Source organism: Paenibacillus sp. SZ31, assembly GCF_012912005.1.
GTDB lineage: Bacteria > Bacillota > Bacilli > Paenibacillales > Paenibacillaceae > Paenibacillus.
Window position 1 is genome coordinate 44,181 of record NZ_JABBEA010000023.1, and the last position, 23,817, is coordinate 67,997.

Here is a 23,817-nt window from a genome sequence, read left to right on the forward strand (position 1 = left end):
TCTGTGAGGGTGCATATACATAACGCAAGGAATGAGGAACAGGTATGGAGGCTTTACGCTGGAACATGCTGGTGAATAACGTGCTGGATGCAGCGGAAGAGCATCAGTTATGGGTTCCCGGGGATCGGATTGTCGTCGCAGTATCGGGCGGGCCGGACTCGGTGGCTTTTTTGCATATCATGCACGAGATCAGCAAGCGGCATGTGCCACTTGAATTGATCTGTGCCCACGTGCATCATGGCTTCCGGAGTGAATCTGATGATGAAGCGGAGAAAATGATGGAACTGGCACAGCAGCTTGGGATTGCTTTTGAATGGACTAAGGCCGATGTTCCTTCATATATGGAGCTTACGGGTCAAGGACCACAGGAAGCGGCCCGCAACAAGCGATATGCCTTTCTGCACGAAGTGGCTTCCAAATATAATGCGGCAAGCATCGCTTTGGCACATCATGCGGATGATCAGGCAGAGACGGTCATGCTTCATTTGCTTCGTGGAACCGGCTTGTCGGGACTCGCAGGAATGAAGTTTAAAAGGCGAGAAAAAAATGTGGAACTTATTCGTCCATGCCTTCGTATAAACAAGACAGACCTTGTAGAAGCTTGTAATACCCAGGGTTTTATGTATTTCAATGATGAGAGCAACTCCCTGCGTAAATATCGGCGTAATGCCATTCGCTTGGATGTGCTTCCTTTTTTGGGGCAGTATAATGGACAACTCACGCCGTCATTGAATCGGCTTGCCGAAATTGTGGGTGATGAAGACGATTTCATGGAGCAGAGTGCATATGACACATACAGGTGTCTAGTGCAGGTGAACGGCGGAAGGCAAACCTTTGAGGTGCCTTCCTTCTTGAAGTTACATGTCGCTTTACAACGAAGGTTGATTAAACTAATATTGAATTATCTGCCTTTGGACAGTGATTTTGTCGACTTTACCCGTATAGAAACCATTCGTCGCAAGGTCATGGAGACCCATGTGACGACCTGGAGCCTGGATATAGGACAGACACTCGCCTGCACTCGGGAGTATAATCTGATTTCTTTTGGCATACGGACGGACGTACAGGATCAATCTTACGAGTATCGTCTTAAGCAATGGAGTGGAACTTATGAGCTTTCACTCACCGAGATTAACCGGTATATTCGGTTGATGCCGGTGAGTCCCGAGGACTATCATGTACCAGAATCGGCGGATCAAGCCGCGTTTGATGCGGATCAACTGCTTATGCCGCTGGTTGTGCGTTCACGGTTACCTGGAGATACCATGAAAGTGATGGGATTAAACGGAAGCAAAAAGGTGAAAAATATTTTCATCGATGAGAAAATCCCCCCATCTGTTCGTCCACGTATTCCTGTGGTATGTGATGGAGCAGGTCATATCATCTGGTTACCGGGTGTTCGACGGTCCAATGTGGCTCCTGTCAGGGAGGGCACTTCCGCAATCCTGTACATGACTGTAGGCGATTCAGCGATTCAGGGGTAGTGGTTATGGTTCAGGTAAGGCTTTCATAGTATAACTTAGGAGGTTCGCACAGTTGCAGAACGACATTCAGGAAGTATTGATCAGTGAAGAAGAAATTCAGATTAAAGTCAAGGAATTAGGCGCAACACTAAGTGCCGAATATGCAAACCGCAATCCTTTGGTCATTTGTGTGCTCAAGGGTGCGTTTATATTTATGGCTGATTTGGTTAAAAACATAACGGTACCTGTTGAAATGGATTTCATGGCGGTATCCAGTTATGGCGCTTCCACCAAGTCATCAGGTGTTGTCAAAATCATTAAGGATCTGGATGTATCCGTTGAAGGACGGGAAGTCCTGATTGTCGAAGATATTATCGACAGCGGACTTACACTCAGCTATCTGATTGAACTGCTAGAGAACCGCGGTGCCGAATCGGTGCGTGTGGTTACGCTGTTCGACAAGCCTTCAGGCCGTAAAGTTGAGTTGGAAGCTCATTACACAGGCTTTGACATTCCTGACGCGTTCATCGTTGGTTACGGTTTGGATTTTGCCGAGAAGTACCGGAACCTGCCCTATATCGGGATTTTGAAGCCGGAAGTCTACAGTAGCTAATATCCTGCCCGACCCAAGCCTTGAGCTGTTCTTGGCTTCTGTTGAGAAGCCATGTCGGGCTATGTTAAAATAATTAAAGTGTCTCGAGAGGAGGTAGGGGATGAATCGGTTCATCCGGAATTCTGGTTTTTATTTGATTCTTTTTTTAGTTGTGGTGGGGATAGTCCAGTTCGTCAGCAATGGCGGCGAAGCCACCGATAATCCTAGATATGATCAGTTGCGTACAGCGATCAAAGCCAACAATGTCTCTGAATTGACGGTTCAATTCAACGGTCAAACGTACCTCGTGACCGGTCAATACAAGAAGGCACCTGATGGCGCCAAATCAGAAAATTTCTCAACGTATATTCCTCCTACAGATGAGGCAATTAGTGAACTTGTAGCTGCAAGTGAAACTAACAATTTCCAATATCATCAGGAGCCAATGAAAGGTGACAGCATCTGGTTGACGTTGCTGACTTCCTTTATTCCTTTGATCATTATGTTCCTGCTGTTCTTCTTCCTGTTTAATCAGGCTCAAGGCGGCGGCGGTAAAGTAATGAACTTTGGTAAAAGCCGTGCTCGTCTCTATAACGAAGAGAAGAAGCGGGTTACATTTGAAGATGTTGCGGGTGCTGACGAAGAGAAACAGGAACTTGTTGAGGTTGTAGACTTCCTCAAGGATCCTCGGAAATTCGCAGCAGTAGGTGCACGGATTCCTAAGGGCGTATTGCTTGTAGGGCCTCCAGGTACCGGTAAAACATTGCTCGCTCGTGCCGTAGCCGGTGAAGCGGGTGTACCATTCTTCACTATTTCAGGTTCCGACTTCGTGGAAATGTTTGTCGGTGTCGGTGCATCACGTGTACGTGATTTGTTTGAAAATGCGAAGAAAAATGCCCCATGTATCATCTTTATCGATGAGATTGATGCTGTAGGACGTCAGCGTGGTGCTGGTCTTGGTGGTGGTCACGATGAACGTGAACAAACACTCAACCAGTTGCTCGTTGAGATGGACGGATTCGGAGTTAACGAAGGTATTATCATCATAGCCGCAACGAACCGTGCAGATATTTTGGACCCTGCCTTGCTGCGTCCAGGACGTTTTGACCGTCAAATTACGGTTGACCGCCCTGATGTAAGAGGCCGTGAAGCTGTCCTGAAAGTACATTCCCGTAATAAACCACTGACCAAAGATGTGAAGATGGATATTATCGCGAAACGTACAACAGGCTTCTCTGGTGCGGATTTGGAAAACCTCTTGAACGAAGCGGCATTGCTTGCAGCACGTCGTAACCGTAAAGATATTTCCATGAAAGAAGTTGACGAAGCGATTGACCGTGTCATCGTTGGTACGGAGAAGAAAAGCCGTGTCATCAGTGATCGCGAGAAACGAATCGTTGCTTATCACGAAGCAGGTCATACCATTGTAGGATACTTCCTCGAACATGCTGATATGGTACATAAAGTGACCATTATTCCGCGCGGACGTGCGGGTGGATATGTAATCATGTTGCCAAAAGAAGACCGTATGCTGGTTACCAAGCAGGAACTGCTTGATAAAGTAACCGGACTCCTCGGAGGTCGTGTAGCTGAAGAATTGTTCATCGGAGAAATTGGTACTGGTGCATACAGTGACTTCCAGCAAGCGACAGGTATTGTTCGCAGCATGGTTATGGAATACGGTATGAGTGAGAAATTGGGTCCTATGCAATTCGGAAGTTCACAAGGACAGGTATTCCTTGGTCGGGATATCGGTCATGAACAGAATTACTCAGATTCCATTGCTTACGAGATTGATCAGGAAATGCAACGCTTTATTAATGAATGTTATGAGAAATGTAAGGACTTGCTTGTTAAACATTCAAAAGAGATGCATCTGATCGCTCAAACTTTGCTTGAGGTTGAGACTTTGGAAATGGATCAGATCAAGCAATTGATCGAGACAGGTTCTTTGACTCCAAAAGCAGAGAACGACAATGATGGTGAAGGTACGCCAACTGAGGGCGGAGAGCCTATCATCGACAACATCGGTGATGTGCGTGTCCGCATTCAAGGTAAAGATGAAACGCCTGAGCCACCAGCCGGAGATATTCCGAACGAAGCTCCGAATCTGGAAAAGGGTAATAACAATAACCCGGATGATGGTGGAACGAAGCCAACGTCTTAATGTATAATACATCTGGCTAGGACAGCAGGTGAGATCAGGAGAGCCCTCGGGCTCTCTTTTTTTGTCCATTATTTTAAAAGAGGATAGATAAAGATAAACGGGAGTTAGATGGCGAACCAGTTAGCAAACGGGTGGTTACAGCGCTGTTCTGGACCTTTTTCATTTATTGACAGAGTCATGAACGTTGTGTAAATTAGTTGTTAAACCGCTTGTGATTCGTTTCTCAAGCGAAGATAACGACTTAGGTTAGCCCTACGAAACAGCGCATGACGCTGTCCCGATAAAGGAGAGGATCACAGGTGGAAGCTCTGGCTTTAGAGCGCAAGGCTGAGATGAACCGCGAGCTGCGTGAGCGGCTTTTGGAGTTGAAGAAGGAACGTAATGCCATTATTCTTGCCCATTATTACCAGCGTGACGAGGTTCAGGAGGTTGCTGACTTCCGTGGAGATTCGTTTCTATTAGCCCAGAAGGCAGCACAAACAGATGCAGATGTGATCGTATTCTGTGGTGTTCACTTTATGGGTGAAAGCGCTAAAATTCTGGCGCCGAACAAAACAGTTATTATCCCGGATGAGCGTGCGGGTTGCCCGATGGCAGATATGGTGAATGTGGATGGACTACGCAAATTGAAAGCACAACACCCTAATGCCAAGGTGGTTACGTATATCAATTCCTCGGCTGAGATCAAAGCAGAGACTGACATCTGTTGTACATCAGCGAATGCAGTTCGAGTTATTCAATCGGTGGATTCCGACGAAATTATCTGGGTACCAGATAAAAACCTGGGACATTATGTGCAGCAGCATACAGACAAGAAAATGATTATCTGGGAAGGCTACTGCAACACGCATGATATGCTCACAGTCAAAGATGTGGTGGAGATGAGAGCCAAGCATCCGAATGCAGAGTTTGTTGTCCATCCAGAGTGTCGTCCTGAGGTTGTAGAGATGGGTGATTTTGTAGGCAGTACAACAGCCATTCTGGAGTATTGCAAAAATTCATCAGCGAAGGAATTTATTGTAGGTACCGAAGATGGTACTGGATACCAGCTTCGTCTGGATAGTCCGGATAAACAGTTTCATTTTGCGACCAAGTTCCTCGTATGTCCTAACATGAAGGTCAACAACTTGAAGAAACTGGTGAAATGCCTGGAAACGATGAAGCCGCAAATCTATGTGCCACCGGCCGTTGCCGACAAAGCCAGAGAATCACTAGAGCGCATGTTATTGGTGAAGTAGAATGCGCTACTCTTGCTCCAAGACAGGTGAATAACATGATACCGCAATATTTAGTTGATTTTGATCTGTCTGCGCTACCCATGGTAGAGACGGATGTACTGGTTATAGGCTCAGGGATTGCTGGTCTGTTCACCGCCATTAAGGCAAGTGAGCAACAACGTGTATTAATGATCACGAAGAAGTCGTTACTAGAAAGTAACACCAGGTATGCGCAGGGAGGAATCGCTGCGGTTATTGCTGAAGATGATTCACCTGCTTACCACTTACAGGACACACTTGTTGCAGGAGCGGGCTTATGCCGCTCCGAGGCGGTAGAGGTATTGGTGAATGAGGGTCCGGACGGGGTGAAGGAACTGATTCGTCTGGGTACGTTGTTTGACCTGGAGAACGGCGAGTTGGCGTTGACGCAGGAAGGTGCGCATAGCCACCGCCGTATTTTGCATGCCAACGGGGATGCAACGGGATATGAGATTGTACGTGCGCTTGCGGTCGAAGTGAATGAACATCCTGGAATTGAAGTATGGGATGAGCACTTTGTGATTGACCTGATTACGGATCGAGATCGAGGGGAATGCATCGGCGCTCTGATTCAGAAGGATGATGGATCCCAAGTGTTCGTGAAGGCACAGGCAACCGTTCTCTGCTCTGGTGGGGCGGGACAACTGTACCGATACACGACGAATCCGGATGTAGCTACTGCCGATGGTGTAGCCATGGCCTACCGGGCTGGGGCTGTCGTTCGTGACATGGAATTTATCCAATTCCACCCCACCTCTCTTTGTTACCCGGGGGCACCACGTTTCCTTGTGTCAGAAGCCGTACGTGGTGAGGGAGCATATTTACGTAATGTGAAGGGCGAACGCTTCATGGATCGATATCATGCCCAGCTTGAACTGGCACCACGTGATATCGTGGCACGAGCGATTGTTAGTGAGATGGAGTCTACCAACAGCACCTTTGTGTATCTGGACATTACACATGAACAGCCGGAGATGATCAAGCATCGTTTCCCTACCATATATGAGACTTGTATGCGTTATGGATTGGATATGACAACGGACTGGATTCCCGTTGCACCTGCTGCCCATTACATGATGGGCGGAGTGAAAACGGATCTTAGTGGAGAGAGCAGCATCTCCCGGTTATTCGCGTGTGGTGAGGTATCTTCTACAGGAGTGCATGGAGCTAACCGTCTGGCAAGCAACTCCTTGTCTGAAGCGATTGTATTTGGCCGGAGAATTGTTGATCGCATTCAATCACTTTCCCCGCTCGGTTCACTACAAGTAAGAGGAACTTCGACCGCATCTGTGGACATGAATAGCAAGATCATGAAAGAGCAAAAACCTATATCCGAAAGACGCTTGCGACTACAGAAAATGATGGTTCGTCAGGTCGGCTTACGCCGGAATGGTGAGAATCTGCAGAAGGCCATGGACAAGCTGCAACAGGAATTGCAATTTTTTGATCAGACACTTACCCAAAAGGAAGAACTGGAGTATGCCAACCTTCTGACTTGTGCCTGGTTAGTTACTAGCGGAGCATTACACCGCGAGGAGAGTCGGGGAGCTCACTATCGTGAAGATTTCCCGGCACGTGATGATGTCGTGTGGCAGAAGCATAGTCTGCAGCAGCGAGAACAAGCGATTGTGGAGGAATTGATGTCATGATACTGAACGGATATAATGATGGACTTATCGAATCGATTAAAAACTGGCTTCGTGAAGATGTTGGCGCAGGTGACGTTACAACAAGTGTGACGATCCCAGCAGGCAACCAATCCAAGGCCATTATACATGCTAAAGATAATGGTATTATTGCAGGCATGACCGTAGCCGAACTCGTATTTCAGGTAGTCGATCCTGAACTTGTATTTACACCGAAGGTAAAAGACGGAGACAAGGTCACGCATGGAACGATTCTGGCCGAGGTAGAGGGAAGTACACACTCACTGCTTACGGGTGAGCGACTGGCACTTAACTTGCTGCAACGTATGTCGGGAATAGCTACGCGTACACGTGCCTATGTGGACGTGCTGGATGGCCTTAAGACTAGGCTCGTGGATACACGTAAGACTACGCCGGGTCACCGGTTACTCGAGAAATACGCGGTGCGCGTGGGGGGCGGAGCGAATCATCGATTTGGACTCTACGACGCCGTTATGATTAAGGATAACCACATTAAGGGTGCAGGCGGAATTACCGAAGCGGTACATCGAGCACGAACCGTTATTCCGCACACGATGACGATTGAAGTGGAGACTGAGAATCTGGAGCAGGTGAGAGAAGCCTTGCAAGCCGGGGCAGATATCATTATGCTGGATAACATGCATCCAGATCGGATGTGTGAAGCGGTTGAACTCATTCGTGAGCAGGCTCCACATGTGAAGGTTGAAGCATCAGGTAACGTATCTCTCCAGACCATTCGTGGAATTGCAGAGAGCGGTGTGGATGTAATTTCGGTTGGCAGGTTAACCTATTCTTTTGAGAGCCTGGATATCAGCCTGGATTTAAATGAAAAGAAAGAGGGGTGAACCTCTTTGATTCTAGTTGTAGACGTGGGGAACAGCAATATGGTGCTCGGCGTATATCAAGGCCGGGAGTTGCTGCACCACTTTCGTCTGAGTACATCACGTCAGTCAACAGTGGATGAATACGGCGTATTGATTTATAATTTATTTCATATGTCCGGCATCAGGGCAAGCGACATCGAAGGTGTAATCATCTCATCGGTGGTTCCGCCACTGGTGAATGTAATCGAAGCGATGTGTGAGAAATATGTAGGCAAAAAACCATTACTCGTGGGGCCTGGTATCAAAACCGGCCTGAACCTGCGATACGAGAATCCACGTGAAGTGGGTGCAGATCGTATTGTTAATGCAGTGGCAGCCGTTGAGAAGTATGGCGGCCCTCTCGTCGTGGTCGATTTCGGTACTGCAACGACCTTTGACTGTATTGACGAGAAAGGTCACTACCTGGGGGGAGCTATTGTACCTGGCATTCAGATCGCCACTGAAGCGCTCTATGAGCGGGCATCCAAGTTGCCTCGTATAGAGCTGGAGAAACCTAAAAAGGTCATTGGCCGTAATACTATTCATGCTATGCAAGCGGGTATTATATTTGGCTATGCAGGGCAGGTAGATGGTATTGTAGAACGTATTCGCGAGGAGATGGGAGCGAAGCCCCGAGTTATCGCGACGGGTGGTCTTGCTACACTTATCGCAGAAGAAACCCGTAGTATAGAGGAAGTTGATCCGCTGCTTACGCTTGAAGGGCTGCGTATTATATATGAGCGGAACCGGGAAAGGTGAGCATAGTGACGGCATACAGCGAGCTGAGATTACAGCTTAAGTGTTGTGCCGTTTTTTCTGTGTTACGACTATTATGGCGATACGCCAAAGGAGGCTGAATGACTTGGAAAACAACAACAAGCATGACCGGTTAATTCGTGGTACAGCAATGAATGGAAAGGTAAGAGCCTTTGCTATCCAGACTACGGAACTGGTTGAGGAACTACGCAGAAGACACGATACGTTTCCCACGGCTACAGCTGCCATGGGGCGTACGGTTACAACAGCAGCCATTATGGGTGCAATGCTCAAAGGTGAAGAGAAGTTAACGGTACAAGTCAACGGTGATGGCCCCATTGGACAGATTGTAGCTGATGCCAATGCGAAAGGCGAAGTACGAGGATATGTTTCTAATCCGCATGTACACTTGCCAAGTAATAGTGTGGGTAAACTGGACGTTGCAGGCGCAGTTGGAACGGAAGGTTTCATCAACATAACGAAGGATTTGGGACTGAAAGAGCCATATCGTGGTAGTGTGCCTATTATTTCAGGAGAACTGGGCGAAGACTTCACGTACTACTTTGCGCAATCGGAGCAAACACCTTCTGCTGTAGGCGTTGGTGTGCTCGTTGATACGGATAATTCCGTTATTGTCTCAGGTGGATTCATTATGCAGCTGTTGCCGGGATTGACAGATCCAGAGATCACGGCGATCGAAAACGCCATTAGTACGTTGCCGCCAGTGACGACGTTGCTGGAGCAGGGACTTGAGTTGGAAGAGTTGCTTCGCCGATTGTTGCCAGATGTACAAGTGATGGAAGGACTGGATATACATTTTAGCTGTGAGTGTTCACGTGAGCGGGTAGAGAAGACGCTGATCAGCCTGGGCCAAACGGAGATGGAGCAATTAATTGAAGAAGAGGGCCAGGCTGAAGTGGTCTGCCAATTCTGTAATGAAGCCTATGACTTTAACAAAGAACAACTTGAGACCATCCTAGAGCAAGCCAAGAACTGATCTATGCGGGGACGGGATGCGGAATGACAAGACAGGAAAAAGGGTTGTGGACGGCTGTAATTGTCTTGACGCTGGGCATGCTGGTTATGGGAACGGTTATGGCTATGCATGGTCTCAGACAGGGCAAAGACGAGGCAGATGCATCCCATGATGCCAATACGGAAGAAGGAAGCACCGTAGCGACGATCAACGGAGAAGTTATCACGGACAAAGAGTGGACCGATGCGCTGAAAAGACGTTACGGCAGTGAGTTATTACTCCAGATGTTAAACCGTAAAGCAGTATATGCCGAAGCAATTGAACGCAAGCTGATCGTCACTCCCCAAGAGATTGCAAGAGAACTTGCCGCCGCGATGGATGGGTACGATTCAGAGAAATCATATTTTGACGAAATGAAGTCTCAATTGGGCCTGTCGAAACAGGAACTTGAATTGGAAGCCGGCTACAGGCTGCTGCTTGAGAAAATCGCAACGATTAGCATACAGATCAAGGATGCAGATATTGAGCATTACTGGACTGAACACCGTGAGGATTACGTTTCCCCCGAGAAATATGACTTGTCCATCATCGTAGTGAAGGAAGAAGAGGAAGCCGATTCCTTACTGGATGCGTTGGAGAAGGGACAAGATTTTGAAGAAGCTGCTCGCAGTCAATCGACGGACAGCTTCTCTCGTGATGCTGGTGGGAGGCTGGGATGGATTGAGCGGAATGATCCATTCCAGCCAGAAGAAATCCTTCAACTCGCTGCCGGGCTGGATGTGGGCGATATTGCTGGTTCAGTTCGAGTGGAAGAGGGCTATGCTATTATCAGACTTAATGATAAAGAAGAACGCCAGGTGCAGTCTGCCGAAGAGGTCCATGAGGAGATTCGAATGCAACTGGCTCTGAGTCAGGCCGATCCGTTGCCGCAGGTAGAGCAAATGCTGCGCAACAAGTATGAAGCCGTGATCCTGTCCGAAATTCCTGCCTCCTGAATTCAATGGAGAAGATTTTCTCGTACTGCTACATCTTGATAAAAATACTCTGTCTGCGGTCTTAGGGCCGAAGGCAGAGTATTTTTTTGAGTACTCATATTGACAATAAGGGTTAACGTTGATAAGATGAAAATAATAAATACCTACTCGTTTACTCGGATATAAAAGCTTTATTTTATGAACAAAGAAACTTTCGGAAACCTCCACCCTGTCTAGAAATCTTAGCAGCAAGGGATAGGATCAACAGGATTTCCGCAGTTCTTCTATAACATCCAGAGGCTACCGGCCGCACAGTATAGGTTAACAGGACTCAAGTTTTATTCATCCACTAAGGAGGGCATTCATATGGCTAAAGTAGTTAATAACGTAACAGAACTCATCGGAGGTACTCCGCTTGTTCGTCTGAACCGTATCGTACCTGAAGGCAGTGCTGAAGTATTCGTGAAGCTGGAGTACCAGAATCCAGGTTCAAGTGTGAAAGACCGTATCGCAATTAGCATTGTGGAAGAAGCGGAAAAAGAAGGCAAGCTGAAACCAGGTGATACCATTATCGAAGCAACAAGTGGTAACACGGGAATCGGACTCGCGATGGTGGCTGCAGCCAAAGGCTACAAGTCCGTTATTGTAATGCCTGAGACAATGAGCTTGGAGCGTCGCAACTTGCTTCGTGCGTATGGTGCTGAGCTTGTGCTTACACCTGGAGCGGAAGGTATGAATGGTGCTGTAAAAAAAGCCGAAGAACTGCTGAAAGAAAACCCATCCTATTTCATGGCTGAGCAATTTAAAAATAAAGCCAACGTGAAGATCCACCGTGAAACGACTGGCCCTGAGATTGTGGACGCGATCCAATCTGTGGGTGGTACGTTGGATGCTTTCGTTGCGGGAATTGGTACAGGCGGAACAATTACAGGTACAGGCGAAGTGCTCAAAGAAGCTTTCGCTGGTATTAAAATTGTTGCGGTTGAGCCAGCAGCTTCGCCAATTCTGGCAGGCGGCAAACCAGGACCACATAAGATCCAAGGGATTGGTGCCAACTTTATCCCTGAGATTCTGGATCAGGAAATCTATGATGAGATCATTCACATTGAGAATGATGATGCATTCGAGACGGCTCGTCAGGTAGCGAAGGAAGAGGGCATTCTGTCCGGTATTTCTTCCGGTGCGGCGATCCGTGCAGGTCTTCAGGTTGCGAAACAGTTGGGTGAAGGCAAGCGCGTTGTCGTGATTGTGCCAAGTAACGGCGAACGTTACCTCAGCACACCGCTTTACAACTTCGAAGGCTAAGTCTACAAATGACAAAACCAATCCTCCTTGCCCGTATGACGGGTATGGAGGATTTTTGGCGTAATGCTTTTAAAAGGGGCGGCGCTTTAGTATACTATCAGACAATAGAACTAGCGACAGATGGAGGGCGGCACACCGCAATGACACACCTGATGACAACATACGCCGACTGGACGGAGTGGGCTGGACAAGGCTGGACCATGATGCCCTATATCACGAAGTCGGATGAGGGACCGTATCATGGCGGTTTACCGTTATCGTGGGAGGCAGCCTGGGAGCAGGCGTCACCATACGCAATTGTGCTGGAGAATGGCAAAGGCGGGAGATATACATTTCTGGGGTTAGACCCCGTATCCGTTATTTCCGGTAAAGGTCAAGAAGCGATTATTCATGATGTGACGCAAGGAACCACCTCGACAGACAGCGGCAAGCCGCTTGATGTATTGAAGAGATGGACTGCGCCGTATAGCGCACCCAAGGTTAATGGGGCTCCAGACTTTGGGGGTGGATACGCAGGTTATCTCAGCTACGATGTAGCAAGATCGTTGGAGAAGCTTCCAGTTATGGCTGAAGATAACCCGGCTTTGCCGGATTATTGGTGGATGCGCTTTGAAGAAATATGGGCGTATGACCATGAGCAGCAGGCACTTTTCTGCATGGTTCATCTGGCTATAGAGCCTAACCGGAACGAAACGGATATCCTTAGCCTATATTCAGCGGCAGAAACACGAGCGACAGCGATGCAGAAACGTTGGCTTCATATTATGGGGGCTGCACAGGCCGAGGAACAACAGCAGGCACTGGAACGCCGCAACAAGCAGGTCAATCGTACACCGCAGCCTGAAGATGCGGAAAGGGAATCGGAAGGATGGGAAACCTCCTTTCCCCAGGAGGACTTTGAACAAGCTGTGCGTACGGTACAGGAATATATCAGGCAGGGCGATGTGTTCCAGGTGAATCTGTCCTTAAGACAGGAGAAGCGGCTTCATTCGAGCGCTGAGCATATTTATGAATGGCTGCGCCTTGTGAATCCATCACCGTATATGGGTATGCTGCGTAGTCCAGAGTTTCAACTGGTAAGTGGATCTCCCGAACTTCTGGTCAAAGTGGAGAATGGCAAAGTCAGTGCACGTCCCATCGCAGGGACCCGAAGAAGGGGCCGTGATGAAGCAGAGGATAAAGCTATGGCGGATGAACTGCTCAGCAGTGAGAAGGAACGGGCGGAGCATATTATGCTCGTCGATCTGGAACGTAATGATATCGGACGTATTGCGGCCTACGGTTCGGTTCATGTGCCGGAATTGATGACCATCGAGAAGTATTCCCATGTCATGCATCTCGTTTCCCAAGTGGAAGGCAGGCTGGCAGAAGGATTATCGGCATTTGATGTGATCGCTGCGACATTCCCGGGTGGAACGATTACAGGAGCGCCCAAAGTGCGCACCATGGAGATTATCGAGGAGCTTGAGCCTGTGCGGCGTGGACCATATACGGGTTCCATCGGGTGGATGGATTACAGTGGAAATATGGAATTGAACATCGTCATTCGTACGCTTGCCATCAAGGATGGCATTGGCTATGTACAAGCCGGTGCAGGTATTGTTATTGATTCCGATCCATATCGGGAATACAAGGAATGCCGCAATAAGGCAAGAGCGATGATGAGAGCTGTGAACTACAGCGAAGAGGCGGAAGCGGACAGAGCTGTCGAACATGAACATGCGAAACGAACGGAAGCTGTTAAACTAAACTAAAATAAAACGAAGCAACCGTCACTTGCGTTGACGGAAGATGAGGAGGAGCAGGCATATGATACTGGTTATCGATAATTACGATTCCTTCACGTACAACCTGGTTCAATATCTGGGTGAACTGGGTGAGACGGTGGAAGTTCGCCGCAACGATGAGATTGATTTGGCAGGCATAGAGGCACTGGCACCTGATCATATTCTGATCTCTCCGGGTCCTTGTACACCAAACGAAGCGGGTATTAGCCTGGCAGTCATCGATCATTTCAAGGGAAGCATCCCGATCTTTGGTGTGTGCCTGGGGCATCAGTCCATTGGGCAAGCGTTTGGCGGTAATGTCATTCGTGCGGAGCGCATGATGCACGGCAAAACATCCGAGATGCATCATAATGGAACATCGGTATTTGCCGGATTGCCATCTCCATTCACAGCTACCCGTTATCACTCCCTGATTGTGGAGCGCAGCAGCTTGCCTGAATGTCTGGAGATTACAGCGGAGACAGCCGAAGGTGAGATTATGGGTCTGCGCCACAAAGAATATGCAATTGAAGGGGTTCAATTCCACCCGGAATCCATTATTACAGACCACGGTCACCAGATGCTTCGCAATTTCCTGTCCCAACAAGTGAAGGTATAACATGCAATATGCCGCGATAAACGGAGAGTTGGTTCATATGGCGGCAGCCGTGGTTCCTGTAACGGATCACGGCTTTTTGTACGGACTGGGCCTGTTTGAGACGTTCCGGACGTATCAGGGGGCCCCTTATCTTCTGGAACGGCATCTGGAGCGGATGGCTTCGGGATGTGAGGAACTGGGCATTCCTTTTACAACGACTCCGTCAGAGGTGACAGATTGGATTCAACGCTTGATGGATGCAAACGGACTTCAGGATGCGTATGTTCGTTATACGGTATCAGCGGGTGAAGCACCGCTAGGCTTACCTGCTGGTGATTATTCGAAGCCGAATCATATTGTACTGGCAAAAGCATTACCTGAACCCTCTCCCTCTGTATATGAGAGCGGCAAAATGCTCCAACGGTTGTCTACACCTCGCAATACGCCCGAAGGAGACGTGCGGTTCAAGTCGCTGCATTACATGAACAGCATTCTGGCGAAACGAGAGCTGAACGGGTACGGGCAGTATGTCCAAGGTGCAGAAGGGCTACAATTAACCCGTGATGGTCATGTCGCTGAGGGCATTGTCAGCAATGTGTTCTGGGTACGGGAAAATGTACTCTACACGCCAGCGCTCTCAACCGGCATTCTGCCGGGCATCACGAGAGCTGTGGTACTTGAGATTGCTACGCAGCGAGGGATCCCCTGCATAGAAACACTAGCGGCTTGGGAGGTTTTACTGCAAGCAGATGAAATATTTCTAACCGGCTCGGTGGCAGAACTGGTCCCGGTGACAACTCTGCGGGATCAGGGTGGAACCGAAACGATAATTAGCAACAGACATATTGGCCCGGTTACAGCAGTCCTTCTGGGTATGTACCGGCAGAAAGCGGGGTATACTTCATGACACTTACACCTGTCATCTATGAACGGAACTATGCATGGGGGCCAGCTGAGTTGAAGCTGGGGTCAAAAACACAGATTATGGGCATTCTTAACGTCACGCCTGACTCGTTCTCGGATGGTGGACGTTATACCAATGTGGAGCGGGCGGTTGCCCATGCCAAGCAGATGATGGAGGACGGCGCGGACCTGATTGATATCGGCGGGGAGTCCACCCGTCCAGGTTCAGATGTCGTGGGCGCCGATGAAGAGCTTAGCCGGATCATTCCAGTTATTGAAGCATTGCATCAGCAAGCCCCGCACATTCCAATATCGGTAGACACGTATAAGGCCGATGTTGCGCGTCAGGCCATTCTAGCGGGTGCTCATATCATTAATGATGTGTGGGGCGCAAAAGCAGATCCAGATATGGCCCGTACGGCAGCAGAGCTGGGGTGTCCCATCATTCTCATGCATAATCGGCAGGAGCGAGATTATACCGATTATCTGAGTGATGTCGTCAGCGATGTACAGGAGAGCATACAGATTGCGTTAACAGCCGGAGTGAAAGCAGATCAGATTATCCTTGACCCCGGCATTGGTTTTGTGAAGGATCTGAAGGGAAATCTGGCGCTTATGTCATCGCTCGGTTTGCTCAATGAAATGGGCTATCCCGTTCTGCTCGCCACCTCACGCAAAAGATTCATCCAGAACACCCTGGATGTCGGTGCGGATGATGCGCTGGAAGGAACGGCTGCGACTGTTGCATTTGGCATTGCCCAAGGCTGCCAGATGGTTCGGGTTCATGATGTGAAGCCGATTCGGCGGACGGCAGACATGTGTGATGCCATGTTATATGCTTCTCCGGGTCTACGGAGGAAATAATGCTGGCGGGTCCGAGTGACCCGTCCAGTGGAAGCGCAGCGTTTTTCAAAGGCAAAGTAAAGGGATGACTTCAAAATAGAACTATTTCAATATATATAGAGGGCAGGCGGATCGTATGGATAGAATGGTGTTGCACCGTATGGAGTATTACGGATATCATGGCGTTTTTGCAGAAGAACGGAAGCTTGGGCAGCGGTACTATATTGATCTGGAGATTGACATGGACCTGAGTGAGGCTGGACGTAACGATGATCTGACCAAAACGATCAATTATGCTGAGATCCATGAGCTGGTAAAACAGATTGTTGAGAATAAATCATTCCAGTTAATTGAAGCTTTGGGCGAACATATTGCATCTTCTTTACTAGACACTTATACTATTATCAATGCATTGACAGTCAAGGTGACGAAGCCACATCCGCCATTCGATATTCATTTTGAGGGCGTAACGGTAGAGCTTCGCCGCACAAGAAAGTGAGAACCGATCATGATTGCACATTCGACCTCTGAATCTTCAGAGGCTTATATTGCTTTAGGGGCCAATTTGGGCGACCGGGAACAGACACTGCTTGAAGCATTGTCCTTGCTGGATGAACACCCTCATATATCCGTTCTGCGCTGTTCTGCGCTATATGAGACGGAGCCTGTAGGATATGTAGATCAGCCAGCTTTTCTGAATATGGCAGTCGCCGTACAGGCGATGCTGACACCGGAGCAGTTGCTTACGGAATTATTGGATATCGAGAACCGACTCGGTCGTGTTCGTGATATTCGCTGGGGACCGCGCACCGTTGATCTGGATCTGCTCTGGATGCATGGTGAGACGCGAGAAACCGAATTGCTTCAATTGCCACATCCCCGTATGGGCGAACGGGCTTTTGTGCTGGTACCGTTGTCGGATATCGTACCGGAGGGCGAGGAATCAGGTCTATATACCTTTGTACACTCATCGTTGTCTGTACTGGATGGAAAGGATGGAATACAGCTTTGGAAAACATGCAATTGGCCAATCGAATCCGGGCATTCCGGAAGCTGAAAGGTTTAACACAACATGAACTTGCTGCCGAGACCGGCATCTCGCTGGCCATTCTGGGAACTATTGAGCGGGGGAACCGTAAGGTAACACAGCAAGAGCTGGATCGAATTTCCGGAGTGCTGTCGATCAGTATCGAGGAGTTGCAAGGCAAGTAGGACCGTTTTGTTTCGTCATCCTACATCAACAAAGACATTGATCGATCATTATATCTTGATATATACAGAATTAAAAAAGGAGTGGAACGACTACCGTGCTTAACATTGGTGGCATTGAAATGAAAAATCAGGTCGTACTTGCGCCGATGGCTGGCGTATGTAATCCGGCTTTTCGTTTGATCGCAAAAGAATTTGGAACAGGCCTCGTATGTGCGGAGATGGTGAGTGGCAAAGCCATCGTCCATGGTAACCAGCGTACACGCGAGATGTTGTTTGTAGATGAGCGTGAGAAACCGCTGAGCCTTCAGATTTTTGGGGGAGATCGTGATTCCCTCGTAGAAGCAGCCAAAATTGTGGACAAAGAAACCAATGCAGACATCATCGACATTAACATGGGATGCCCCGTGCCAAAAGTGACGAAATGTGATGCAGGCGCACGTTGGTTGCTTGATTCTAACAAAATCTACGAGATGGTATCTGCTGTTGTGGACGCGGTTGAGAAGCCGGTGACAGTCAAAATGCGTATCGGCTGGGATAACGAGCATATCTTCGCAGTTGAGAATGCGCTCGCGGTTGAACGTGCTGGTGGGCAGGCGGTAAGTGTACACGGTCGTACGCGTGAGCAACTCTATACAGGCACAGCTGACTGGTCACACATCAAAGATGTAAAAGAGGCTGTCTCTATTCCGGTGATCGGCAATGGCGATGTTCATACACCAGAGGATGCGCGCCGTATGCTGGATGAAACAGGTTGTGACGGAGTTATGATTGGTCGTGCCGCCCTGGGTAATCCATGGATGCTGTATCGTACCATTCAATACTTAAGCACCGGTAAATTGCTTCCTGACCCAAATGGCGAAGAGAAGATTCGTGTTGCCATCCTTCATATGGATCGCCTGATCGCACTGAAGAACGAAACGGTTGCCGTACGCGAGATGCGTAAACATCTGGCTTGGTATTTGAAAGGCTTGAAAGGATCTGCCCGCATCAAGGACGTTATTATGGAAGGAACCAAGCGGGATGAGATGGTACAGATTCTGGAGAACTTTGTGGATCAGCTGAAAAGCGAAGGTAATTTGGAGTCAGAACCGGTAATGGCCGGAAATGCATCTTAATCGTAAACGTAGCTGTAAAACGTTTACAGCTATAGGGGACGTAACATTGACTTTTCGAGATCGTTCCCCTATAATTTCTCAGTATAAAATTCGCCATGTGCGTTAATAAGGCTATAGCATCAGGAGGAATATTCTATTTCTCTGGAGAACTTCATATAGTTTTGAAGATGTATGCGAGCGGAGCTCTGTAACAAGCACTGATTCCGTTGCCGTACAATCAAATTATTCCCATGACAGGAGAATCGGTTGAGATGAGCGACAAGGAAGTTATCCTTACACCAGAAGGACTCAAGAAGCTGGAAGAAGAATTGGAAACATTGAAATCAGTGAAGCGCCGCGAAGTGGCTGAACGGATTAAGGTAGCCATCGGGTATGGAGATATCAGTGAAAACTCTGAATACGAAGACGCGAAGAATGAGCAAGCTTTCATTGAAGGACGTGTAATCACGTTGGAGAAATTGCTTCGTAACGCGCGCATTATCAACAGCGACGAGATCGATACCGATGCTGTAAGCGTGGGTGCAACCGTCACTGTAGAAGATCTGGAGTTTGGCGACATCACGGAATATACGATTGTAGGTACTGCGGAGGCAGATCCGCTTCAGAACAAGATATCGAATGAGAGCCCTGTAGGTAAAGCGATTCTCGGCAAGAAAAAAGGTACAGTTGTTGATGTAAGTGTGCCTGCTGGCGTAATTCAATATAAAATTATAGACATTAAAAAGCTATAGCAACGAAGCAGTTGGGCACGGTAAACAAAAGCTTCCTTAGGGAAGCTTTTTCAACATTTGAGGAAGAGCGTCCTCTCGCGATGCCTGCAATGTAAATAAGGAGATGAATACAGATCATGACGGATGAAGTCTTGAATCAGGAAACCGAACTTAGCGAGCTTTTACAAATTCGCCGTGACAAATTGGACGAGCTCCGCAAATTGGGGATCGACCCTTTTGGCCAAAAATACGTACGTACCGAAGAAGCCGGCTCCATTCTGAAGAAGTATGAAGAACTGACCAAGGAAGAGCTGGAAGAGAAGCACATCGAAGTCAGTATTGCCGGACGGATTATGGCGAAGCGGGGAATGGGTAAAGCAAGCTTTGCGCATATTCAGGACCTGAGCGGCAGAATCCAGATCTATGTTCGTCAGGATACCGTGCCTGAAGATAAGTATGCGGCATTCAGCCTGCTGGACCTTGGCGATATTGTTGGGGTAACAGGCGTGATCTTTAAAACCAAAACAGGAGAAACTTCTGTTAAAGTTAAAGATCTTGAAGTGCTGTCGAAATCGCTCTATCCGCTTCCGGATAAATTCCATGGTCTCACGGACGTTGAACTGCGTTACCGTCAGCGTTACGTTGATCTGATTATGAGCCCGGACGTACAACAAACGTTCATCACACGTTCCAAAATCATTCAATCGATGCGTCGTTACCTGGATTCCCTTGGATATCTGGAAGTGGAAACACCTACGTTGCATACCATCGCCGGGGGAGCCGCAGCACGTCCGTTCATCACGCATCACAATGCGCTGGATATGGAACTGTACATGCGGATCGCGATTGAGCTTCACCTGAAACGTCTTATTGTTGGCGGACTGGAGAAGGTATATGAGATCGGCCGTGTATATCGGAACGAAGGGATGTCCACACGTCACAATCCGGAGTTCACGATGATTGAATTGTATGAGGCATATGCCGACTACAAAGATATCATGCATTTGACTGAAAATCTGGTTGCTCATATCGCACAGGAAGTATTGGGTACGCAAGTGATCCAGTATGGCGATTATGAAGTGGATCTTAAGCCGCAGTGGCGCCGTGTTACGATGGTGGATGCAGTTAAGGAAGTTGTGGGCGTAGACTTCTCTGTACACATGACGGATGAGGAAGCACACAGCTTGGCGAAGGAGCATAAGGTTCCGGTTGAGAAGCATATGACATTCGGACACATTCTGAATGCGTTCTTCGAAGAGTTTGTAGAAGAAACGTTGATTCAACCGACATTCATTATGGGACATCCTCTTGAAATTTCACCGCTTGCGAAGAAAAACGATGTAGATCCACGCTTCACGGATCGCTTCGAGTTGTTCATCGTTGGACGCGAGCATGCCAATGCCTTCACAGAGCTGAATGATCCAATCGATCAGCGTCAGCGCTTTGAAGCACAGATGCTGGAGAAAGAACATGGGAATGACGAAGCTCATGACATGGATGACGACTTCATCCGTGCGCTCGAATATGGTATGCCACCAACAGGCGGACTGGGAATCGGTATTGATCGTCTGATCATGCTGCTTACCAACTCCCCGTCGATTCGTGACGTACTGCTCTTCCCGCACATGCGTCCTCGTACGCAAGATTAAATAAGGAACGTATTATACGTTCATAATAGAAGAGGAACCTGCCGTTCAGTATCATGCTGGGGCAAGTTCCTCTTTAGGTTTACATAGGCGGATTTATTAAGTTTAACCTGTTCGTATTTTGTTAAAAGAGGTGCCCTTCATGAAGTTCAGGCTTCACTTTGCCAAATTCTTATCCCCTCCGTTAATCCTGGTCGGCGGCTTTCTGCTTATTATTGCGATTGGAACGGTGCTTCTTATGTTGCCAATCTCCAACCAAAGCGGTGAGCATTTGGCGTTTATTGATGCTCTCTTTACATCAACCTCTGCCGCATGTGTGACTGGACTAGTCGTTGTGGATGTTGGGACGACGTTTAATTTGTTTGGTCAGATTGTCATTATGGTATTAATGCAGCTCGGTGGGCTCGGCTTCATGACCATGGCTACCCTTTTTGCGCTAGTATTGGGCAAGCGAATCTCGCTCAAAGACAGGCTGTTGCTCAAAGAAGCCATTAATGCAGACAGTATGGAAGGGATCGTACGCATTATCCGTAAGGTGCTGATTTTCTCCTTTACCATTGAAGGGGTGGCTGCTGTCATACTGGCGCTGCGCTGGGCAACGGAGATGCCGTTTGGTCAGGCCGTATACTATGGAATATTTCACTCTGTTTCATTGTTTAATAATGGCGGCTTTGATTTGTTCGGCAACAGCTTTCAATACTACACCGGAGACTGGATATTCAATCTGACCGCTTCTGTACTTGTTGTCTCTGGTGGACTCGGCTTTGTTGTATTGAATGATCTGTTTGAGTATCGCAAACGCCGTCGCCTTTCCCTACAGTCCAAACTGGTGCTGTCTGTGTCGGGAGCATTGATTGGGATAGGAGCGATTGTACTGTTTGTTTTTGAATTCACCAATGGACACACACTGGCTTCACTCACCTGGAGCGAGAAGATCTATGCGTCCTTCTTCCAGTCTGTCTCTACACGTTCGTCTGGAACAAGTACCATCGATATCACGGAGATGAGGCAGGCTACCCAATTCTTCTTCATCCTGCTGATGTTTATTGGGGCATCCCCGGGATCGACTGGGGGCGGAATCAAGACGACTACATTCCTGATCATGATCGGTGCGGTGTATGCCATGATTCGGGGGAATAAGGATATCGTTTTTTTCCGCCAACGTGTTCCGAAGGAACTGCTTATGAGGGCATTGACCATTATTATGGTTTCGCTGATCATATTCATGATTGTGGTGATGCTTCTGCTTACGACAGAGGATGCGCCATTCCTTTCACTGATGTTTGAAGCTGCATCCGCAATCGGTACGGTGGGGCTTTCCGTGGGAGTAACCGATGAGTTGACCAATTGGGGAAAAATCATTATCACCTTTACCATGTTTGTAGGTCGGATTGGGCCATTAACCATCGCGTATGCCCTTCGTCCGCGCAAAGAGAAGAAACTGTATCGTCATCCGGAGGGCCGGATCATTATCGGATAAAAAGAAAAACCGTCAGACATTCAGAACTAACTCCTGTGATCGTAACAGGCTTTAGTCACAACGAATGTACTGCGGTTTTTTTGTTTAACGACACAAGGAAGCAAGATGCAAGGTGAGAACATCGTCCATGAGCTTGGCATTCATCTGATCGGGTCTAAGCACGGTATGTATACCCAAGCCATCCACCAGTGCATACAATCTCTCGATCTCCAGTTCTTTGTTCAGATCAGGTATGGAGAGATCAAGTTTAATCAGGTAAGTGATAACAGAGCCTACAGCTTGTCGGAGTTCATCATACACTGTATCGGCAAGTTCCTTGAGCTTAGAATCAGTATTGGATCTGGCTGTAAAAGCGTACCACACCTCCATTTCGGCCAGTTTTTCTTCCGTATTTGGTAAGAACTCAAGCAATAGGCATTTCATATTGTCCATGGGAGAGCCAGTGAAGGACATTTGTTGGACCCGACGGGATACCCGTTCGGATACCAGATTCATGGCATATAGTAGTAGTTCCGACTGTGTAGAAAAGTAGTGACGCATCGAACCGACCGAAATTCCTGCTTCTTCAGCAATATTCCGAACAGAGGCCTGTTCCATGCCATCTCTTCGTATAATACGCCAAGCTGCCTCGGCCACGAGCACACGTTGTTTATCGTGATCAACAATTTTTGGCATAGGCATAGTATAACATCGTTGATTATTATAGTACACACGTGCTAAATTATATTTAATATATTTGTATCATAAAAGGAGGGGCTGGAATGATTGGTTATTTCATTATAGGTTGTGAGATTGCCTTTTGGGTGTTTGTGTTTGCTGGTCTGAGTGTCAGGTATATCCTTGGCATGAAGCGGTTAGGCATCGGTTTGTTAATGGCAACACCGATTGTGGATCTGTTATTGCTAGTAGCTACAGTTATAGATCTTCAGCGCGGAGCTACAGCAGGCGTGATTCATGGTATTGCTGCAGTGTATATAGGGGTAAGCGTTGCTTATGGTCATCAGATGATCGCTTGGGCAGATCGATACTTCCTATATTGGTTCAAAGGCGGGGAGAATCCTCGTAGCAGCAAATTATATGGCAGAGAACATGCAAGTCGTGAGCGCAGGGGATGGGTTAGACATCTTTTGGCTTGGTCTATAGGCAGCGTATTTCTATTCACCATGATATGGTGGATTGGTGATGCTGAGCGGACAGCCGTCTTCTATAACCTGATTAAAGTGTGGGGAATGATACTGGGTATCGATTTTCTGATAAGCTTTAGCTATAGTTTATGGCCAAGAAAGGTTCCAGTCCGGAATGCTAAACGATAAAAAACAAATGGACGTGCATAGAAACAAGCTAAGTTGGGAGAATACCACATGTACGTCCAATTGGGATCAAATAGATCGATAGTTTAAATTCAAAAAAAGACTTGCAATCAAAAACTGTACATGGTATATTCTAATTCCGGCCAAGAAAACACGGTTTACACGGTGCGGCAAGCAAATGAAATAAGCTTCGAAAGAAACTTAAAAAAAGAGCT

23 protein-coding genes are annotated in these 23,817 nt (G+C 47.8%); 22 read left to right on the plus strand and 1 reads right to left on the minus strand.

Going from position 1 to position 23,817, the window contains the following annotated elements; all coding sequences use genetic code 11:
* Positions 1–44 precede the first annotated feature (44 nt).
* The 21 genes from tilS to HF638_RS26950 all read left to right on the plus strand — a co-directional run bounded on the left by tilS (position 45) and on the right by HF638_RS26950 (position 22,292).
* A complete protein-coding gene (gene tilS / locus HF638_RS26850) occupies positions 45–1,484 on the plus strand; it encodes a tRNA lysidine(34) synthetase TilS (protein WP_169483003.1) in 1,440 nt (479 codons plus the stop codon).
* 52 nt (positions 1,485–1,536) lie between these two features.
* Positions 1,537–2,076 carry a hypoxanthine phosphoribosyltransferase gene (gene hpt, locus HF638_RS26855; RefSeq protein ID WP_169483004.1) on the plus strand — a complete coding sequence of 180 codons (540 nt, stop codon included), beginning with the start codon at positions 1,537–1,539 and terminating at the stop codon, positions 2,074–2,076.
* A gap of 100 nt (positions 2,077–2,176) precedes the next feature.
* Complete coding sequence (ftsH, locus tag HF638_RS26860; RefSeq protein WP_169483005.1) at positions 2,177–4,222, plus strand: ATP-dependent zinc metalloprotease FtsH; 2,046 nt, start codon at positions 2,177–2,179, stop codon at positions 4,220–4,222.
* Between the two features lie 299 nt (positions 4,223–4,521).
* Positions 4,522–5,460, plus strand: a complete 939-nt coding sequence (gene nadA / locus HF638_RS26865; protein WP_169483006.1) for a quinolinate synthase NadA — start codon at positions 4,522–4,524, stop codon at positions 5,458–5,460.
* Positions 5,461–5,495: 35 nt separating this feature from the next.
* Positions 5,496–7,127: an L-aspartate oxidase gene (gene nadB, locus HF638_RS26870; RefSeq protein WP_169483007.1), complete on the plus strand. Its 1,632-nt coding sequence runs from the start codon at positions 5,496–5,498 to the stop codon at positions 7,125–7,127.
* Positions 7,124–7,990 carry a carboxylating nicotinate-nucleotide diphosphorylase gene (gene nadC / locus HF638_RS26875; protein ID WP_169483008.1) on the plus strand — a complete coding sequence of 289 codons (867 nt, stop codon included), beginning with the start codon at positions 7,124–7,126 and terminating at the stop codon, positions 7,988–7,990. Before nadB ends, nadC begins: the two co-directional genes overlap by 4 nt.
* Positions 7,991–7,996: 6 nt before the next feature.
* Positions 7,997–8,767 (plus strand): type III pantothenate kinase, encoded by a 771-nt coding sequence (locus HF638_RS26880; protein ID WP_169483009.1) that lies wholly within the window; start codon positions 7,997–7,999, stop codon positions 8,765–8,767.
* A gap of 73 nt (positions 8,768–8,840) precedes the next feature.
* A complete protein-coding gene (gene hslO / locus HF638_RS26885) occupies positions 8,841–9,761 on the plus strand; it encodes an Hsp33 family molecular chaperone HslO (protein WP_047844508.1) in 921 nt (306 codons plus the stop codon).
* Positions 9,762–9,784: 23 nt separating this feature from the next.
* Positions 9,785–10,735: a peptidyl-prolyl cis-trans isomerase gene (locus HF638_RS26890; RefSeq protein ID WP_169483010.1), complete on the plus strand. Its 951-nt coding sequence runs from the start codon at positions 9,785–9,787 to the stop codon at positions 10,733–10,735.
* A gap of 345 nt (positions 10,736–11,080) precedes the next feature.
* Entirely contained in the window at positions 11,081–12,019 is a 939-nt protein-coding gene (cysK, locus tag HF638_RS26895; RefSeq protein ID WP_169483011.1) for a cysteine synthase A, read from the plus strand.
* 140 nt (positions 12,020–12,159) lie between these two features.
* Positions 12,160–13,773, plus strand: coding sequence for an anthranilate synthase component I family protein (locus HF638_RS26900; RefSeq protein WP_169483012.1), 1,614 nt, complete (start codon positions 12,160–12,162; stop codon positions 13,771–13,773).
* Between the two features lie 55 nt (positions 13,774–13,828).
* On the plus strand, positions 13,829–14,404 hold the full coding sequence (pabA, locus tag HF638_RS26905; protein WP_169483013.1) for an aminodeoxychorismate/anthranilate synthase component II: 576 nt from the start codon (positions 13,829–13,831) through the stop codon (positions 14,402–14,404).
* 1 nt (position 14,405) lies between these two features.
* Entirely contained in the window at positions 14,406–15,290 is an 885-nt protein-coding gene (locus HF638_RS26910) for an aminotransferase class IV (protein WP_169483014.1), read from the plus strand.
* Complete coding sequence (folP, locus tag HF638_RS26915; protein WP_169483015.1) at positions 15,287–16,150, plus strand: dihydropteroate synthase; 864 nt, start codon at positions 15,287–15,289, stop codon at positions 16,148–16,150. Before HF638_RS26910 ends, folP begins: the two co-directional genes overlap by 4 nt.
* A gap of 115 nt (positions 16,151–16,265) precedes the next feature.
* Entirely contained in the window at positions 16,266–16,628 is a 363-nt protein-coding gene (folB, locus tag HF638_RS26920) for a dihydroneopterin aldolase (protein WP_062838071.1), read from the plus strand.
* 9 nt (positions 16,629–16,637) lie between these two features.
* A complete protein-coding gene (gene folK / locus HF638_RS26925; protein WP_169483016.1) occupies positions 16,638–17,186 on the plus strand; it encodes a 2-amino-4-hydroxy-6-hydroxymethyldihydropteridine diphosphokinase in 549 nt (182 codons plus the stop codon).
* Entirely contained in the window at positions 17,147–17,341 is a 195-nt protein-coding gene (locus tag HF638_RS26930) for a helix-turn-helix domain-containing protein (protein ID WP_445255390.1), read from the plus strand. Before folK ends, HF638_RS26930 begins: the two co-directional genes overlap by 40 nt.
* Before the next feature lie 95 nt (positions 17,342–17,436).
* Positions 17,437–18,456, plus strand: a complete 1,020-nt coding sequence (gene dusB / locus HF638_RS26935; RefSeq protein WP_169483018.1) for a tRNA dihydrouridine synthase DusB — start codon at positions 17,437–17,439, stop codon at positions 18,454–18,456.
* A gap of 251 nt (positions 18,457–18,707) precedes the next feature.
* Positions 18,708–19,187 carry a transcription elongation factor GreA gene (gene greA, locus HF638_RS26940; RefSeq protein WP_169483019.1) on the plus strand — a complete coding sequence of 160 codons (480 nt, stop codon included), beginning with the start codon at positions 18,708–18,710 and terminating at the stop codon, positions 19,185–19,187.
* A gap of 116 nt (positions 19,188–19,303) precedes the next feature.
* Positions 19,304–20,815, plus strand: coding sequence for a lysine--tRNA ligase (lysS, locus tag HF638_RS26945; protein ID WP_169483020.1), 1,512 nt, complete (start codon positions 19,304–19,306; stop codon positions 20,813–20,815).
* 139 nt (positions 20,816–20,954) lie between these two features.
* Positions 20,955–22,292: a TrkH family potassium uptake protein gene (locus HF638_RS26950; RefSeq protein ID WP_145153615.1), complete on the plus strand. Its 1,338-nt coding sequence runs from the start codon at positions 20,955–20,957 to the stop codon at positions 22,290–22,292.
* A gap of 84 nt (positions 22,293–22,376) precedes the next feature.
* Here HF638_RS26950 and HF638_RS26955 read toward each other — a convergent pair whose 3' ends face one another.
* Positions 22,377–22,973 carry a TetR/AcrR family transcriptional regulator gene (locus tag HF638_RS26955; protein WP_348982176.1) on the minus strand — a complete coding sequence of 199 codons (597 nt, stop codon included), beginning with the start codon at positions 22,971–22,973 and terminating at the stop codon, positions 22,377–22,379.
* An 80-nt stretch (positions 22,974–23,053) separates the two neighbouring features.
* On the opposite strand from HF638_RS26955, the gene HF638_RS26960 reads away from it, so the two are divergent.
* On the plus strand, positions 23,054–23,605 hold the full coding sequence (locus HF638_RS26960) for a hypothetical protein (RefSeq protein WP_169483021.1): 552 nt from the start codon (positions 23,054–23,056) through the stop codon (positions 23,603–23,605).
* Positions 23,606–23,817 lie beyond the last annotated feature (212 nt).